General features: G+C 37.5%; 17 protein-coding genes. 16 read left to right on the forward strand and 1 reads right to left on the reverse strand.

Annotation, left to right across the window (positions count from 1 at the left end; all coding sequences use genetic code 11):
- Positions 1-39: 39 nt before the first annotated feature.
- Positions 40-399: a hypothetical protein gene (locus tag ESY88_RS21550; RefSeq protein WP_223270889.1), complete on the reverse strand. Its 360-nt coding sequence runs from the start codon at positions 397-399 to the stop codon at positions 40-42.
- A gap of 139 nt (positions 400-538) precedes the next feature.
- On the opposite strand from ESY88_RS21550, the gene wecB (ESY88_RS18480) reads away from it, so the two are divergent.
- The 16 genes from wecB (ESY88_RS18480) (at position 539) to ESY88_RS18555 (ending at position 18,301) form a co-directional block, all read left to right on the forward strand.
- Positions 539-1,636: a non-hydrolyzing UDP-N-acetylglucosamine 2-epimerase gene (gene wecB, locus ESY88_RS18480; RefSeq protein WP_189702653.1), complete on the forward strand. Its 1,098-nt coding sequence runs from the start codon at positions 539-541 to the stop codon at positions 1,634-1,636.
- Positions 1,637-3,045: 1,409 nt separating this feature from the next.
- Positions 3,046-3,516, forward strand: a complete 471-nt coding sequence (locus ESY88_RS18485) for a UpxY family transcription antiterminator (protein ID WP_147086402.1) — start codon at positions 3,046-3,048, stop codon at positions 3,514-3,516.
- Positions 3,517-3,836: 320 nt separating this feature from the next.
- Complete coding sequence (locus tag ESY88_RS18490; protein ID WP_147086403.1) at positions 3,837-5,231, forward strand: UDP-glucose 6-dehydrogenase; 1,395 nt, start codon at positions 3,837-3,839, stop codon at positions 5,229-5,231.
- Positions 5,215-6,267, forward strand: a complete 1,053-nt coding sequence (locus ESY88_RS18495) for an NAD-dependent epimerase/dehydratase family protein (RefSeq protein WP_147086404.1) — start codon at positions 5,215-5,217, stop codon at positions 6,265-6,267. The genes ESY88_RS18490 and ESY88_RS18495 overlap by 17 nt, the downstream gene beginning before the upstream one ends.
- 65 nt (positions 6,268-6,332) lie before the next feature.
- Positions 6,333-7,196 carry an ABC transporter permease gene (locus ESY88_RS18500; protein ID WP_147086405.1) on the forward strand — a complete coding sequence of 288 codons (864 nt, stop codon included), beginning with the start codon at positions 6,333-6,335 and terminating at the stop codon, positions 7,194-7,196.
- A gap of 2 nt (positions 7,197-7,198) precedes the next feature.
- Entirely contained in the window at positions 7,199-8,479 is a 1,281-nt protein-coding gene (locus tag ESY88_RS18505) for an ABC transporter ATP-binding protein (protein WP_147089888.1), read from the forward strand.
- Complete coding sequence (locus tag ESY88_RS18510; RefSeq protein WP_147086407.1) at positions 8,480-9,199, forward strand: sulfotransferase family 2 domain-containing protein; 720 nt, start codon at positions 8,480-8,482, stop codon at positions 9,197-9,199.
- 5 nt (positions 9,200-9,204) lie between these two features.
- Complete coding sequence (locus ESY88_RS18515; RefSeq protein ID WP_147086408.1) at positions 9,205-10,230, forward strand: glycosyltransferase family 2 protein; 1,026 nt, start codon at positions 9,205-9,207, stop codon at positions 10,228-10,230.
- The gene (locus ESY88_RS18520) at positions 10,227-11,339 is read left to right on the forward strand and encodes a glycosyltransferase family protein (RefSeq protein ID WP_147086409.1); all 1,113 of its coding nucleotides are present in this window, start codon (positions 10,227-10,229) and stop codon (positions 11,337-11,339) included. Before ESY88_RS18515 ends, ESY88_RS18520 begins: the two co-directional genes overlap by 4 nt.
- A complete protein-coding gene (locus ESY88_RS18525) occupies positions 11,323-12,282 on the forward strand; it encodes a glycosyltransferase family 2 protein (RefSeq protein ID WP_147086410.1) in 960 nt (319 codons plus the stop codon). Before ESY88_RS18520 ends, ESY88_RS18525 begins: the two co-directional genes overlap by 17 nt.
- Positions 12,275-13,159 carry a glycosyltransferase family 2 protein gene (locus ESY88_RS18530; RefSeq protein ID WP_147086411.1) on the forward strand — a complete coding sequence of 295 codons (885 nt, stop codon included), beginning with the start codon at positions 12,275-12,277 and terminating at the stop codon, positions 13,157-13,159. The genes ESY88_RS18525 and ESY88_RS18530 overlap by 8 nt, the downstream gene beginning before the upstream one ends.
- Positions 13,156-13,905, forward strand: coding sequence for an acyltransferase (locus ESY88_RS18535; RefSeq protein ID WP_147086412.1), 750 nt, complete (start codon positions 13,156-13,158; stop codon positions 13,903-13,905). Before ESY88_RS18530 ends, ESY88_RS18535 begins: the two co-directional genes overlap by 4 nt.
- Entirely contained in the window at positions 13,902-14,588 is a 687-nt protein-coding gene (locus ESY88_RS21925) for a CatB-related O-acetyltransferase (RefSeq protein ID WP_147086413.1), read from the forward strand. The genes ESY88_RS18535 and ESY88_RS21925 overlap by 4 nt, the downstream gene beginning before the upstream one ends.
- A 1-nt stretch (position 14,589) precedes the next feature.
- Positions 14,590-15,930, forward strand: coding sequence for a glycosyltransferase (locus ESY88_RS18545; protein ID WP_147086414.1), 1,341 nt, complete (start codon positions 14,590-14,592; stop codon positions 15,928-15,930).
- A 13-nt stretch (positions 15,931-15,943) separates the two neighbouring features.
- Positions 15,944-17,041 (forward strand): non-hydrolyzing UDP-N-acetylglucosamine 2-epimerase, encoded by a 1,098-nt coding sequence (gene wecB / locus ESY88_RS18550; RefSeq protein ID WP_147086415.1) that lies wholly within the window; start codon positions 15,944-15,946, stop codon positions 17,039-17,041.
- Positions 17,042-17,311: 270 nt separating this feature from the next.
- Positions 17,312-18,301, forward strand: coding sequence for a sulfotransferase domain-containing protein (locus ESY88_RS18555; RefSeq protein ID WP_147086416.1), 990 nt, complete (start codon positions 17,312-17,314; stop codon positions 18,299-18,301).
- Positions 18,302-18,363: the final 62 nt, after the last annotated feature.

An 18,363-nucleotide genomic window follows, 5' to 3' on the forward strand; every position in this document is an offset into this window, starting at 1 on the left:
GGGCTAAACAAACATCTGCCACTCCATATTTCCCGCAGATCACGCAGATCGCCGCAGATTTCTCTTCAAGTTCAAATTCAAGTTCAAGTTCAAGTTCTCCCGACAGCTATCGGGATCATCTTCATCTTCGTCTTCGCCTTCGTCTTCGTCTTCATCTTCATCTTCGTCTTCGTCTTTCTTCCGCGTAGATCCGCGAAATCTGCGGGCTAAACAAACATCTGCCACTCCATATTTCCCGCAGATCACGCAGATCGCCGCAGATTTCTCTTCAAGTTCAAATTCAAGTTCAAGTTCAAATTCAATTTCAAATTCAAGTTCATCTCCCGCCTCCCAACCTCGCACGAGACCTCCCAGCAGGCAATGTCCACAATCTTTAACGCCCCACCAATACCAAAGCAATCCAGAACAAATCGTAAATATCCCTTGCGCAACTTTTCGGCAATAGTATCTTTGTGAAGATGGAACAGCTAATCCGAAGCTATCTTACTATATAATATGTGCGAAATCACGTTGAGAAGGCTTTAATGGGATGATTACAATGAAAAAAAAACTACTCCTGGTCGTAGGCACCAGACCCAACTATATCAAAGTCACACAGTTCAAAACCGTTGCCGAACGTGATTTTGAAAACCAATTTGAGATCAAGATCGTGCACACCGGTCAGCATTTTGACAAGGCCATGGCCGATGATTTCTTCAAGCAGTTGGACCTTTGGCCCGATTATTTTCTCAACATTTCCCAAGGATCCGCCAATACCCAAATGGGCGAGATCATGCTGCGTTTGGAAGGCGTTATTTCAGAATTCAAGCCAGACATGCTCATTGTTCCGGGAGATGTGAACTCCACTTTGGCAGCAGCTTTGACCGCCAATAAGCTGGGCATTCCTTTGGCGCATCTGGAAAGCGGACTGCGTAGTTTTGACCGCAGCATGCCCGAAGAAATCAACCGCATTCTGGTAGATGAGATTAGCGACCACTTTTTTGTGACCGAGCAAAGTGGGATTGATAATTTAGTAGCCGAAGGCAAACCCAAGGAGCGCGTTCACTTCGTGGGCAATACCATGATTGATACTCTTGTGGCTTTTGAAACTGAAATCGCGGCACAGCCTATCCTAGACCAATATCAGTTGAAACCCAACGGATTCATCCTCGTGACCATTCACAGGCCAGCGACCGTCGATCACGAAGACGGACTAAAAACCTTGGCAGATTTACTAGAGAATCTTCCAAGCGAGCAAAAAATTGTGTTCCCCATGCATCCCAGAACACGGAAGCACATCGCTAAATTCGGATTGACCGAACGCTTTGACCAGTTGGAGCAGTTGATCATTGTGGAGGCCTTGGATTATTTCAGCTTCCAAAGCTTGATTCACAATTGCAGTTTGGTGCTGACCGATAGCGGCGGCATTCAGGAAGAAACCACCTTCAAACAAAAACCCTGTCTCACTCTAAGACCCAATACCGAACGCCCCAGCACCGTCACTATCGGCTCGAACACCCTGCTCAATCTCGACAAAGACAAAATAGTAGCCCACATCGATTCCATTTTAAATGGTAATTACAAAAAAGGCAAAGTACCGGAACTTTGGGATGGCAAGGCGACAAAACGGATTTTGAGTGTTATTGCGGATTTGTAGCTGCTAGGTATTTGGGATTAGGGATTAGGGATTAGTTGTTAGGTAGTGGGTAGTAGGGAATAGGCATTTGGGATTAGGGGTTAGTTGGTAGTTGGTAGTGGGTAGTAGGTGGTTGGTAGTAGGGAATAGGCATTTGGGATTAGGGATTAGTTGATAGTGGGTAGTAGGAAATTTACTATTTTTGAGTATAACAATTTCAACGAGCGTAAAAGTCCCTTTCGGGAATTTGCGGGCATATCGAAGTATGGTTTTAAAGATCAATTTAATTTACACTTGAATCAAAAGTCCCTCTTTTTAAAGGCATTTGATTGTACCAAAAAGGTAAATGGTTGCAATACTTTTAATTGCATTTAAAAACAAAAGTCCCCTTGGGGGATTTAGGGGCCAATGAACAGGCAACAAAAAAGAAATATCGAATAACGAATTTTGAACACCGAATAACGAAGTTTAAATTTAAGCAATAATCAAAAGGCAAAACGAAATTAGGTCCCCTTTGGGGATTTAGGGGCCAGACAACAGAGAACAGACAACAGAGAACAGAGAACAGAGAAAAGAGAACAGACAACTGCCAACAGCGAAATCAGTCTCAGTCACAGTCTCAGCATTGGAAATTGTAACTGAAATTGAAGTAAAAAAAATAAATATCGAATAGCGAATTTTGAACACCGAATAACGAAGTTTAAATTTAAGCAATAATCAAAAGGCAAAACGAAATTAGGTCCCCTTTGGGGATTTAGGGGCCAGCAAAATCAGTCTCAGTCTCAGTCTCAGTCTCAGTCACAGCATTAGAAATTATAACTGAAATAAAAGCAAAAAAGAAATATCGAATATCGAATTTTGAACACCGAATAACGAAGTTTAAATTCAAGCAATAATCAAAAGGCAACAACGAAATCAGGTCCCCTTTGGGGATTTGCGGGCATATCGAAGTATGGTTTTAAAGATCAATTTAATTTACACCTGAATCAAAAGTTCCCCATGGAGATCTAGGGGCCAGACAACAGGCAAAAAAGAAATATCGAATATCGAATTTTGAATACCGAATCACGAAGTTTAAATTTAAGCAATAATCAGCAGGCAACAGGCAACAGCCAACAGCCAAGAGCCAAGAGCCAACAGCGAAATCAGTCTCAGTCACAGTCTCAGCATTGGAAATTGTAACTGAAATTGAAGTAAAAAAAAGAAATATCGAATATCGAATTTTGAATACCGAATGACGAAGTTTAAATTTAAGCAATAATCAAAAGGCAAAAACGAAATCAGGTCCCCTTTGGGGATTTAGGGGCCAGAAAACAGAAAACAGAAAACAGAGAACAGAGAACAGACAACAGAAAACAGACAACAGACAACAGCCAACAACTCACAGCTCAAAACTCAAAGCTTAAACCCAACAAACTACTCCATAATTCATGCAACAACTAAACTGGTACGTCATCATTACCAAACCAAGATCCGAACGGAAAGTTGCCGATCGCTTATCCGCTATCGGGATAGACGTCTATTGCCCCATTAAAACCGAAATGCGCCAATGGAGCGACCGCAAGAAAAAGGTGGAAGTGCCGGTATTGCCTTCTATGGTTTTGGTAAAGTTGGCCGATAAAGACCGCAATCGGGTCTTTGAGGTCACGGGGGTGGTAAGGTATCTGTTTTGGTTGGGCGAACCCGCTGTGGTAAGGGAAGAGGAGATTGATGTGCTCAAAAAAGCCATGGACTCCGGATTGAACATTGTCGAAGTAGATACCATTAAGGTGGGCGATATGATTGAGATTGAAGGTTTGGGCTCGGTTAAAAAAGAGAAAGGCAAGGTCAAATACGTTTCCGGAAACCGCTGTTGGGTGGTGCTGGAGAGTTTGGGCTATGTGGTCACTTTGGATATTTGATACAATAATATTGAATAAAGCTAAGCTGTTATCAAAATTCTTGTAGTTTTGCAAGCTTTTGAGAGGTACTGTTTAGTGTCTACCAAATTATTACAAACAGCTTGTTGTCAACACATTAATTAAATTTAGTGGGATTGATGTTAGCGAAGCTGTGTTAAAGTGAGAGCTAATTACGGCTTAATTTCGAGCATTTGGTTTGACATCTTACAGGTAAACATGATGTATAGAAGAGCTTATCTCAGCCACTATAAACTAAGTGAGCCTAATGAAAATTGATGTAAGTTGGAGCCAGTCCATAAAAAATTACAATACCTATCATAATGCATAACATCAAAAACATTTGCTGCATCGGTGCCGGCTACGTAGGTGGCCCAACCATGGCGGTTATTGCACAGAAAAACCCAGATATTAAAGTGACTGTGGTGGATATCAATGAAGCCCGCATTGCGGCCTGGAACGACGCCGATTTGGATAAGCTCCCAATTTACGAACCGGGTTTAGACAAAGTAGTGGCAGAAGCCAGAAATAGAAACCTGTTTTTCAGTACCGCAGTAGATGAGGCCATTGAAGCGGCAGATATGGTTTTTATTTCAGTAAATACGCCGACTAAAACTTACGGGAAAGGTAAAGGCATGGCGGCCGACTTAAAATACATTGAGCTCTGTGCACGACAAATTGCACGCGTGGCTAAAACAGATAAGATCATCGTTGAGAAATCAACCTTACCGGTTAGAACGGCTCAGGCTATTAAAAGTATTCTGCATAATACAGGCAACGGGGTCAAATTTCAGATCCTTTCCAATCCAGAGTTTTTAGCAGAAGGCACCGCGGTTCAAGATCTCATGGCACCAGACCGTGTGCTTATTGGTGGCGAGCAAACCGAAGACGGACTTAATGCCATTCAAGCTTTGGTAGACATCTATGCCACTTGGGTGCCTAATGAAAACATTCTAACTACCAACCTCTGGTCTTCGGAATTATCAAAACTAACGGCGAATGCATTTTTAGCACAACGTGTGTCTTCAATCAATGCGCTTTCAGAATTATGCGAAGTGACCGGTGCCGATGTCAACGAAGTGGCAATTGCCATAGGTAAGGACAGCAGAATCGGACCTAAATTTTTAAAAGCATCCGTAGGTTTTGGAGGCTCTTGTTTTCAGAAGGACATTTTGAACCTGGTGTATATCGCAAAATCTTATGGACTAAACGAGGTGGCCGATTATTGGGAGCAAGTCATTATTATGAACGACTATCAAAAACGCCGTTTTGCTGCCAAAATCATTCAAACACTTTACAATACCATTTCAGGTAAAAAAATAGCGTTTTTAGGTTGGGCATTTAAAAAGGATACTAATGATACCCGGGAGTCGGCAGCCATTTATGTGGCAGATCAGCTTTTGGAAGAGCAGGCTAATATTGTGGTGTATGATCCAAAAGTAAACGCCCATCAAATGCAAAGCGACCTCAATTACCTGAACACCCGCTCTGAAGAAGATAACAACCAGTATCTAACAACGGTTTCAAATCCGCATCAAGCCTGTAAAGATTCTCATGCCATTGCGGTGTTGACCGAGTGGGACGAGTTTAAAACCTACGATTGGCAAAGGATCTATGAGGAGATGCAAAAACCGGCTTTCGTCTTTGACGGTCGCGGGATATTGGATAAAGAGAAACTGGAAACCATAGGATTTCAAGTGTATGTCATCGGTAAATAAAGACCTTCCAAAAACGATATTGGTTACAGGAGCGGCTGGTTTTATTGGCTTTCATTTATGTAAAGCACTTTTAGAGCGAGGTCATAATGTTTTGGGTCTTGACAACATCAATGATTATTACGACATCAATCTGAAATATAGCCGTTTAGAGGAATTAGGAATTGATAGACTGAAAGCTGAAAATTTTTCAGAATATACAACCAGCACTATTTATGGTACTCAGATGACCTTCGTAAGGATGAATCTCGAAGATCGAATGGAACTCCCGAAGATTTTCAAGGATTTCAAAATATCACAAGTTTGTAATCTTGCAGCGCAAGCAGGGGTAAGATATTCACTGGAAAACCCAGAAGCCTATATTGATAGTAATATTGTAGGCTTTCTGAATGTTTTGGAATGCTGTCGAAACTTTAAAATTAAAAAGTTGGTGTATGCCAGTAGCTCTAGCGTCTATGGAAATAGTGAAGAGGTGCCATTTAAGGAAACTGCAAATGTAGATCATCCTATAAGTCTGTACGCAGCTACCAAAAAATCGAACGAATTGATGGCGCATACCTATAGTCATTTATATGGTTTTGAAACCATTGGCCTTCGTTTTTTTACCGTGTATGGCCCTTGGGGAAGACCAGACATGGCCATGTTTTTGTTTACCGATGCTATTATGCATGATAAGCCGATTAAGGTGTTTAATAATGGTGAGCTATCTCGGGATTTTACGTTTATTGATGATATCATCGCTGGGGTGTTAGCAACGCTGTTAAATTCAGGTAAAGATCAAACGAAACCAATGTCCAAACTCTATAATATTGGGAATAGCCAACCTGTAAAGCTGTTAGATTATGTCGCAGCAATTGAGAATGAACTTAATAAAAAGGCAAATAAAGCAATGATGCCGATGCAAGCAGGGGACGTCAATCAAACGTTTGCCAACATCGATGCCTTAAAAGCAGACTACAAATACCAACCTAAGACCTCTATCAAGGAGGGAATCGCTTCATTTGTTGATTGGTATAATTCTTACTATAACAAAGACTAATTGAAACAAATTGCGTAATACGAGTTCTAGCATTACAAATCAAGAAAAACCAGTCATTAATTAATATGAATACTATAGATAAAACTCATGAGTACACACTCGTGATCGAACCCAAAACAAAGCTCTTGGACTTCGACCTTAAAGAACTTTGGCGTTATCGGGATTTGCTATTACTATTTGTGCGTCGTGATTTTGTATCAGTTTACAAACAAACTATTTTTGGTCCGCTGTGGTTTTTTATTCAGCCTATTTTAACGACCATTATGTTTATGGTGGTATTTGGAGGTATTGCCAAAATGAGTACCGACGGATTGCCACAAGCAGTCTTTTATTTGGCAGGCATTGTGAGTTGGAATTATTTTGCAGAAGCCCTCAAAACCACTTCAGAAACTTTTGTCACTAACGCCGGTATCTTCGGGAAAGTTTATTTCCCTAGAGTCATTACACCGCTGTCCATTGTGGTTTCTAAGCTGCTCACATTTGCAGTCCAGTTCTTTTTGTTCTTGCTGGTTTATTTTTATTATCTATGGTTTACAGATGCGACATTAGAACCAAATCTAATGCTGCTGCTACTGCCTGTACTCATCGTCATTACTGCAGGCTTGGCTTTAGGCTTAGGGTTACTAATTACTGCTTTGACTACCAAATATAGGGATTTTCGATTTTTAATTGGTTTTGCAGTCCAATTGGCGATGTATGCTACACCAATCATATATCCATTAAGTGAAATTGACAATGAAAAATTGCGCTTTGCCGTTTTGGCCAATCCTATGACTTCTATCATCGAGACTTTTAGATATGCATTTACAGGAAGTGGCGAATTTAGTTGGTTTAATTTGGGCTATAGTTTCGTTGTTATGATTGTTTTATTAATTGTAGGCACCTTAAGCTTTAATAAGGTTGAAAAAACCTTTATGGACACTGTATAAATATGAGCAAAGACGCAATAATAAAAGTAGAAAACTTAGGCAAGCAGTACCGACTGGGTTCAGTTGGCACTGGGACCTTGTCACACGACATTAACCGATGGTGGCAGAAGGTGCGAGGTAAAGAAGATCCCTATTTGAAGATTGGAGATGTTAATGATCGTACTTCTACAGGCGGTTCTGATTATGTCTGGGCTTTAAAGGATGTCAATTTTGAGGTACAAGCAGGCGAGATTTTAGGAATCATTGGTAAAAATGGCGCCGGTAAATCGACTTTGCTTAAATTATTAAGCCGTGTTACGGCACCTACCACTGGTATGATTACTTGTCATGGTCGTATTGCCTCTTTATTGGAAGTGGGCACAGGCTTTCATCCAGAACTTACAGGTAGAGAAAACATCTATCTCAATGGCGCCATCTTGGGGATGACCAAAAAGGAAATTGCCAATAAATTTGATGAGATCGTGGATTTTGCAGGCTGTGCTAAATATATTGAAACTCCTGTAAAACGCTATTCGTCAGGAATGTATGTGCGGTTAGCCTTTGCGGTTGCTGCACACTTAGAACCGGATATTTTGGTGGTTGACGAAGTGCTCGCAGTTGGAGATGCAGAGTTTCAGAAGAAGGCCATTGGAAAAATGAAACAAGTAAGCGAAGGACAAGGGCGTACGGTATTATTTGTCAGTCATAATATGGCAAGTATTCAAAACCTATGTAATAGAGTAATGGTGCTAGAAAACGGAACAACCGTATTTCGTGGTGATGTTGCTAGCGGAATAGACTTTTACATGAATGCTAACTTAAAGAAGAGTTCCATTGCCCTAGTTGATAGAGAAGACAGGGCAGGGAAAAAGGGAGTTCAGTTTCAAGATATAACCATAATGGATGGCAAGGGTGAAGCAATCGCTGAAGCGTTTTCAGGTAAACCATTGTATGTTGATGTAACTGTAAAAATTAATAGAAAGCTCGAACAACCTATTTTTAGAATCATGTTCATAGATACTAAGGGGGTTATCCGTTTTCTGTGTAATAATCAATTTTCAATGAAAAGTAAAATGAATTTGATTGATTCTGGAAATCAAATAATTAGATGTATAATACCTGAGTTCCCATTACCTAAAGGGATTTATTCGGTTCAGCTTACATGTTACTCTTTAGAAGGAGTTGAAGACGATATTGAAGCGGCAATGGAACTTACAGTTGCAGGAGGCGATTTTTTTAATACTGGAAAGGAACAAGTTTTGAAAGAAGGGGTGTTGGTTAAAAACACATTTGAAGCATTATAAATGAAAAATATTCTAAAAAAAATAATGCCTTCGCCTTTCAAAGAACGTTTGCTGGAATATAACCGAAGACGTTTTTGTAAAAACCTATATGTTACAAGGGAGCAGTCAAATCCCGGTGAATATTATTCGTTTAATGAATTTGACTATTACAAATGCATCTTTATCCATATTCCAAAGGCGGCTGGTATTTCATTTAATATGTCGTTGTTTGGTAATTATGGTGGTGGTCATCGCGATTTGAAGTTTTATGAAGACAAATATCCTAAATGGACGTTTGATTCCTACTATAAATTCACGGTCGTCAGAAATCCTTGGGATCGTTTGTATTCTGCCTATACATTTTTGAAAAAAGGCGGATTTGATCACATTGACAAACAATGGGCAGAGGAGAACCTATCACAACTCAATTCGTTTGAAGATTTTGTGATGACTTGGGTCAACAAAGAAAATGTGTATTCCAAAATCCACTTTATGCCACAATTTGAATTTTTGACAGATAGTGATGGTAAGGTTTATATGGATTATATCGGTCGTTTTGAAGCTATTGAAGATTCTTTTGAAGTGATTGCAAGATACTTGAAGATTGATACATCGCTCGAAAAACGAAATCTTACTAATAATAAAGCAAGTTATCATAAACATTATACAGATGTTATGATACAAATTGTAGCTGATGTTTATGAACGCGATATAGAAGAATTTGGTTATACATTCAAATAAGGAGTATGAGGGAAGTTAAACCAAAAGTTACAGTTTTAATGCCAGTCTACAATGGCGATAAATACTTACGAGCAGCCATCGATTCAGTATTGGCGCAAACCTTTAGAGATTTTGAATTTCTAATCATTAATGATGGGAGTACCGACGATACCCAGAACATAATCGATTCTTACACTGATTCTCGTATTAAATGTCATAAACAAACAAATCAAGGCGTTGCGAAATCTTTAAATAATGGATTAAAATTGGCAACAGGAGAATTTATTTGGAGACATGATGCTGATGATATTTGTTTGCCGGAACAACTGCAAACGCAATTAGATTTTTTGAAAACACATGCTAATTTTGCTTTAGTGTCCACTCAAATTGCCTTTATGAGTGATCGCGGTAGAATTGCTTATGATTACAAACAACCGAAGGATGCTTTTTTTAACGGGCAGACTTTTATGAAAGTTGAACGCTCTCAGTTTAATCCCTTCTCTCCAATAACCCATGCAACGGTCTTGATAAAGAAAAAAGTATTTGATACCATTGGTGTCTATAGAACAGAATTTAAAACTTCTGAAGATACTGACTTGTGGTTACGCGTCATAGAACACTTTGATGCTGCGGTACTGCATTATTGTTCTTATTTTGTAAGGCTTAATTCGACCTCTGCAACTCAAATCTATAAAAAAACCAATACCTTTTATAGGGATTTAGCTTTCCAATTTGCAGATGAGCGCACCCAAAAGGGTACAGATGTTTTGCTCCGAGGTGAGCCCATGCCCCAACCAACGGAGGAAGTTTTGGAATTTAAAAGTAAACCTTTAAGTAATAGTAAAAAAGGCACCAATTTTCGGAAGGATTTATTGAACTTTCAATATAAAGTCATGCTCAATGCAAAAGATTATCAAAACGTATTCAAAATTATAAAAATATCTTTAAAGGATGGATGGAAATTATCCAAAACATGGAGAGCTATTTTGTTTCCTATGCTTGGGGATGATGTCATTAATATAGGCGTCAAGCTCAAAAGTTTCCTGAAATGATTCTCTATTATTTTGGTGCTGATACGGCATGGCATGAGCAAAGTGCTGCTGCTTTGAATAGACGGAATATGGCTCTATTATTTGCACTGTCCAATCAGGAATCCATTTCAACAGTCTACAATGTCATAAGAAGCACACGTAGCACGGTTTTTAAAAATCGCAAAAAACAGAAACTCGCAACTACTAAAATTATAAATGTTTACGTTGCACCTATTTTTCCTGAACGTGGCTTTTTAAACCATATCACTAGACCAATCAATAGGATGTTACTAAAAATGATGCATCCTAAAGTATTTGAAGCATCTACTGTGGGGAAAAAATTGGCCTGGTGCTACTGGCCCAAAGGTTTTGAAGATTTTGAGTTTATGGGAATTGATATGGAATTGATTTTTGATACAGATCATAATATAATCGATGAACCCAATATTGGTAACGAAAAAAAGGAAGAACGTAGATTGCTTCTCTTGAGAGCAGGAAAAAAAGCGAAGTATATTTTAAGTAGTTCGCGTTCCATGATAAACTGGTATCAACAGTATGGACTCTCTAATACTAAAATATTAATGAATGGGCTGTTTGAGGAGCGAGTCAATTTAACACCAAATCTAAAAGAAAACAAGAATTACGTTGTTACTTATTGTGGAACACTTTCAAAATGGCTCAAGTTAGATTGGTTGTTCAAAATACTTCATGAGCGTCCTGAATGGTCTTTCAATTTTATCGGGGCTAATTATCAAACCGATATTACTACGCAATTAGAAGAATTTTCTAATGTCAATTTATGTGGTTTTTTGAACCCAAAGCAAGTAGATGAAATTTTAAAACAAAGTGATGTCTGTTTTGGCTTGTATCAAAAAGATCCGTCGGTTGATGTTAATAGCATGAAGCTATATGATTATCTGGCACAAGGCATCCCTGTAGTAGTTAATAATTATCACTCTAATTTAAAAGAGGACTTCAATGATCTTTTAAATATTGCTAATACCTATGAGGAATTTGAAAGTTTATTAGCCAACCCAAAACAGATGAATTTAAATAAGGTGGAACAATTTTTAGAGGCATCCACATGGAACTATCGTGTAAAAAATATCATTAATGGAATACTCGCCTAAAGTATCTATAGTTGTACCCGTCAAAAATGGCATGGATACCTTACCTAAATTAATGGAAGGTATTCAAAATCAAACATGTTTTGAAGACTGTGAAGTTGTGGTCATCGATTCAGGTAGTACAGACAATTCTATTGATTTTTTATCCCAATTTAATTTTGTAAAATTAATTTCGATAGATCCAACAACCTTTAATCATGGTGCTACTCGAAACCTTGGTGTATCTCATGCAAATGGAGAGTTTGTAGTAATGACAGTTCAGGATGCGCTACCAACAGATGAGCTTTGGTTAGAAAAAATGCTTTCCCATTTCAAAGATGAGACAATCGCAGCAGTTTGTGGTCAACAGGCTGTGCCACATCATGCAAATAAAAATCCACATGAATGGTTTAGACCCCAATCTGAAGCAAAAGCAAAAAAAATTCATTTCAAGTCAAAGCAGGAGTTTTTAAATTTGTCTCCAAAAGAGCAACGCGCAGCTTGTGGTTGGGATGATGTCAATGCCATGTATAGAAAACAAGCCTTATTAGATTTGCCTTTTCAGCCTTTAGTATTTGGCGAAGACATGCTATGGGCAAAAATGGCATTAGAGAAAGGCAATGCCTTGGTCTATGACGCATCTGCTAGAGTATATCATTATCATTTTCAATTTCCAGAATACACTTATAAACGTACTCTAATTGCAAAATTTTTTATATTTAAGTGTTTTAATTATTTAGATACGAGAACCTATAGTTTTAAATCTTATGCATTAGTGGTGTTTAGAAATTTTAAATGGAAGTGTGCACCAAAATGGATTCTGCATAATTTTAATATTATACGTAATCATAGAAAAGCGACTCATTTTTTAATTAATGCTATTAATAACAATACGGTCGAAGTCCTAGAAAAAGAATTAGCTATAAAGATACCAATTGGGCAGCAACACACAAAAAAGCATGAATAGCAAATTGAAGCAACCTTTGGTTTCAGTCTTAATGACCGTTTATAACCGCGAAAAGTATATTGGCGAAGCAATAGATAGCATCATAGCTTCCACTTACGACCACTGGGAATTAATTATTGTGGACGATAGCTCCATAGATGGGTCGGTTGCGATTGCCAAAAGCTATGCCGAAAAAGACAAGCGAATCAATGTATATGTCAACGATAAGAATTTAGGTGATTATCCAAACCGTAATCAAGCCGCATCATACGCCAAAGGTAAATATTTGAAATATGTGGATGCTGATGATATGATCTATCCGCACGGACTGGAATTGTTGGTTTATTATATGGAACAGTTTCCAGAATCTGGATATGGCTTGTGCTCTTTGCCACAGGATAAATTCAGAAAATTTCCATTTCAACTTAATCCGAAAGAAGCGTATCAAAGACATTATTTTGAGCAAGCTTTATTTCATAAGGCACCTTTGTCTGCAATTATCAACAGACAGATTTTTAACGAGCGTGGTGGCTTTACTGGAAAACGAATGTTAGGCGATTTTGAAATGTGGAACCTATTATCCCAAACACATTCGGTCGTTTTGATGCCGCATGGCATTGCTTGGTATCGCGAACATGATGAACAGGAAATGGCAGACCATAGAACAGATCCAATGCATCCTTTTAAATATATTTTGTTGGCAGAAGACCTTCTCAAATCACCTAGCTGTCCATTGGAAGATAGGGAAAAAGTTCAGGCCCTAAAAAACAATAAAATCCAGCAGGCTAACGCTATTCTATCAGCATTTAAGCATCATGGTAAAGGAAAAGCTATGGAATTATCAAGAGCTTCAGGAATTAGTTTATATAAAGCGATAAATCTTAAATTTATAAAATGACTATCATATTATCATATATAAAATACTGGGTTAATTCTTTCATCAGGAATTTGTATTGGCTTTACCGTTTAATGAATGTCAAATTTGATAGAAATTCTAACCTATCATTCCCAATTATAGTTGAAGGCAGAGGTAAGATTGCTTTTGGAGAATACGCACAAGTACAGAAGGGCGTGAATTTGGGGGTAGGAGATAACGGCTCTTTAGTAATTGGAAACGAATGTAAGTTGGAAAAAGATGCTTTAATTCGCGTGGGTGCAGACAAAAATTTTAAGATTGGTCACAAATTTCATTTAGGACATGGAGTACGCTTGTATGTACAAGATGATTGGGAATTTCATAACCACACAAGTATTCACTCGCTTTGCTCTATTTCTTCAAGAGAACCTGGCTTAGCAGGTAAGTTTATTATGCACGATAATTCTCATATTGGTGATAATTGTATCATTGATGTTTCCGACGATATAACAATCATGGAAAATGTTGCGATTGGTCCAAATTGTACATTTTATAGTCATGATCATAAATATGAAGATTTTAGTAAGGCTGCCTGGGCAGGTAAAACCTACACGGCAAAAATCTTCATTGGTAAGAACAGTTGGATTGGATCTAATGTCACCATATTACCTGGTGTCACAATCGGCAGCCATGTGGTAGTTGCAGCAGGTTCAGTAGTAACCAAAGATTTAGAAGATAATTCTGTTTATGCTGGTGTACCTGCAAAAAAAATGAAAACCATAGAATGAATTCTATTAAAAATAAAGTTGCCCATAGGATTTTCAGTCTATTATTGACTAAAAATTATACTTCTACGAATTCTTGTGTGACATATCCAAAAAATGCAACGGTTTATGGAAACCACTTCAATGGTAAAATAGCGATTGGAAAAAATTCAAAAATATTACGAACTGAATGTTATGGTCAAATCGATATTGGTGACCATACAGCATTAAATGGACCAAATTTGAGCATCTATGCTGGAGATGGAAAAGTGGCAATTGGTAATTTTTGTTCTATTGCTAGAAACGTTTCCATACAATTAGACGGTCACAATTACAATAAAATAACAAGCTATCAAATTTTTAAAAATTTCTTTCACACAGAAAACACCTCTGAAATAATTAATAACGGAGACATGACCATTGGTAATGATGTGTGGATTGGGGCGAATGCCATGATTTACGGAAATGTAAGCATTGGTGATGGCGCTGTCATTGGCTCAAATAGTTTTGTCAATAAAGATGTGCCAGATTATGCAATTGTAGTAGGGTCGCCAGCAAAAATCATAAAATATCGGTTTGAAGATGACCTTATAAAAGAGTTAAAACAACTGAAATGGTGGCATTGGGATGAGCAAACACTAAGAAAAAATCAGTTTTTATTTGAAAACGAATTGACCTTAGAGGCATTAAAAAAAATCCAATTATAAGTTGACCAACATTCTTTACATCGCCTATCAATTTCCACCTTTAAACGTAGGAGGTTCTGCAAGGCCAGCACGTTTTGTTAAGCACTTGAGCAAATTTGACATTAATACTACTGTCGTGACTTTAGACCCTGAGAGTTATAGCAACGTTTACCCACATGCAAAAAGTGATAGTAACCTCTTAGACGATTATAAGATAGACTTTTCCATCTTAAAGGTGCCCTCTAAAAACCTGGTTGAACGTCGTGCCAATAAGGTTTCTAATTTTATAGATATTTTCTTCAATAAATACAAAGGTAATGAGCATACCTATTGGCAGGAGGATTACCATAGCATTGTAGATAAATGGTTAGAGACCAATAGCGTGGAAGCAATAGTGGTTACAGCACCACCATTTAGTATTCTGCCATTGGCTGTTGCGACATCAAAAAAGCATAATATCCCTTTAGTGGTAGATTTGAGAGACCATTGGACACTTTGGGTCATGGCGCCTTATGGGACATATTATAAGTATTTAGCGTCTAAAGTGGCCGAAAATAAAGTGTTTAGACACGCAAAAAAAATTATTGTGACGTCAAAAGTGACGCAGCAGGATCTCATTGATTTCCACCCTAATATAGCTGCCCATAAATTTAAATATATCCCAAATGGGTTTGAAACGCCAATAGTTTATAAAGATATTACTTTTAAGCCTTCCGAAGAAATAGTCATTGGTTACGTCGGTAGCTTTTATTATTCGCCAGAAAGTAGAGATCTAATAATGACACCTTGGTGGAAAAAGAAAGCACATAGGAAATTACAATACGTGCCAAGAAAGGAGGATTGGTTATATCGCAGTCCGTACTTTTTATTCAAAAATTTAGATGCTCTTTTCCTAACATATCCAGAGTTAAAGCACATTATTAAGGTCAAATTTGCAGGGACCAGGCCTGATTGGTTCGACGAGATGGTTTCAGAATTTGGTCTCGAAAATAATGTAGAACATTTAGGTTGGATCTCACAAACGGAATCCTTAGCTTTTCAAGACTCCTGCGACTTTTTATTAGCGACCTCTGCAAAAGTCATTGGTGGTAGAGATTATAGTATTGCTGGCAAAACCTTTGAGTATTTCAGAATGCAAAAACCTATATTGGCATTAGTGGCAGAAGGCGCTCAAAAAGATATGCTTGAACAATCAGGCATGGCACATTTAATAGCTATTGACAATACAACATTAGCCAAAGAACAACTTCATACTGTTTTCACTTCGGAACATACACTACATCCAAATAAAACCTTTATAGACTCATTTCAAATCGAGAAGCTTACGGAAGCATTGGCAAACGAAATAAAAGCATTAGAATAAAAATAATACACAGATGAAAAAGATTCTTATCGTTGTTGGAACAAGACCCAATTATATAAAAGTAACCCAGTTTAAAAAGGTCGCAGAACATCAGTTTTCTGGTCAATTTGACATTAAAATTGTGCATACAGGACAGCATTTCGACAAATCGATGGCGGATGTGTTTTTTCAGCAATTAGACATTTGGCCAGACTATTTTTTGAATATATCCCAGGCCTCTCCAAATACGCAAATGGGTGAGATTATGATCCGTTTGGAAAAAGTGATTACAAAAGAATTTCAACCAGATATCATTTTGGTGCCAGGTGATGTTAACTCTACACTTGCAGCAGCATTGACAGCCTATAAATTAGGGATACCTTTAGGGCATTTAGAAAGTGGATTGAGAAGTTTTGATCGCTCAATGCCAGAGGAGGTCAATCGTATCTTAGTGGATGAGATCTCAGATTTTTATTTTGTGACCGAGCAAAGTGGTATTGATAACCTTTTAAAAGAAGGAAAACCTGATGCGAAAATCCATTTTGTAGGGAATACCATGATTGATACGCTCGTAGCATTTGAGAAACCTATAAGAGAACAGCAAGTCATGACCGATAATGGTTTGGAAAAAGATAATTTCATTTTAATGACGATACACCGTCCTGCAACGGTAGATAATAGAGAGGGGCTGGAAAATCTGGTGACCCTTTTTAATCGCATTCCAAAAAATCAAAATTTAGTTTTTCCGATGCATCCAAGAACATTGAAAAATATTGATAAATTTGGTTTAAAGAATGAATTTGATGCGATTGAAAATTTGAAAATTTTAAAGCCATTGGATTATTTTAGTTTTCAGAATTTGATCCATAATTGCAAAATGGTACTAACCGATAGTGGCGGTATCCAAGAAGAAACGACCTTTAAACAAAAGGCCTGCTTAACCTTGAGACCAAATACCGAAAGACCTAGTACACTAGAAATAGGGTCTAATACCTTGCTTAATTTTGATCAAGATGAAATCCTCAAACAAATAGAGCGTATCATATCTGGCACTTATAAAAAAGGAGAAATCCCGAAATATTGGGACGGTAAGGCTACCGAACGCATACTCGAAGTAATTTCAGAACTTTAAATTTATAGAATTTTTTAAAAGTCAATAACCTCAGGGCGAGTCCAAAAAGTTTGCATTGAAAGTTGTTCTTTGTGTTTCGAGGGAAGTCTCGGAGAATAAAACCCTCTGGTGGGATTTAATTGGTAACAGAGCTCCAGTTTATAATTAAAACTGTAATTTTCCCGTAAAAATTTTTGTTAATAATGAAAAGCTTAAAAATTTATTTCGCATTCGAACCAGTTAAAATTATTTGGCTTTTTAGAATCCAATTAGAGTTAAAAAAGTATTACGATGCAATATAAAACCAAAGTAATAGAGGTTTTTAGATTTTTAAATCATATTCGGTTTAAACGTATTGAAAAGAACAAAAATATTTTAATTTATGGGATCTCGAGAGGAGGTACAACGCTTTTAGCAGAAACTCTAGTTGGTTTATTTAATGCTAGATTGGTTTGGGAACCTTTATTTCCTTTTAGTGATGTTCGATTTGATGCGATAAATCCGTTTTCTATCAATGCTTATAAGAAGTTAGGGTTTGGTTGGTCTCCTCATACAAACATTGCAAATGTTAGTAAGTTGAACACCTATTTTGATCGCTTATTTTCTTTAAAAGTAAGGAACATACGATATTTAAGATTTACAAACCATAAAGAGTTTGAAAATAGTGATCATACTGTTTTCAAATTTTGTTTCGCAAATTTTATGTATCCATACTTTCAAGAACGCTATAAGGCTAAAGCCATTATACTTTTAAGACATCCATTTGCTATAGCGGCCAGCTCCCTCAATTTTGGCGATAATTTTAATTGGCATAAAGAAAATTACGCCTCATGGAAATATCATGATTCCCAGCACAGCGGAAAATTTTTTGAAGGGTATGATGATAAATATGAACTCATCAATTCCCCGTTTACACTTCTCGTTTTTCAAGCAGTCAGTCAGTTTGCCTATGCTATGGAAAATATGGATGCGTCTAATACTATAGTTGTCTATTATGAGGATATCGTCGCCCAACCAGAGCATGTTTTTGAACAATTAGAACACTTTTTTGAAATACCTCTTGACGAATCTATTTTTACGAGATTGGTGAAAAAACAAAGTTTTAGCTCACAAAAAGGTCACACTAAAAAAAATCCATTAGATCAATTGTCTAAGTGGAAAACTAAAGTTCCTAAAGAGGAGATTGCAAGTGCGCTCAAAATATTTGAGGCGTTTGAGTTTGAATGTTATAGTGACGAGATCTTGCCTCTAAAACACAGTACTTCATCTTCAATAGAATAGCTTGCAACTTAAGCCACACATTGTATTTCTTAGCACTTCAAGTTTAGCTACTAATCCTCGTT

This window comes from Subsaximicrobium wynnwilliamsii (genome assembly GCF_007997225.1).
GTDB classification, from domain to species: Bacteria; Bacteroidota; Bacteroidia; order Flavobacteriales; family Flavobacteriaceae; genus Psychroserpens; species Psychroserpens wynnwilliamsii.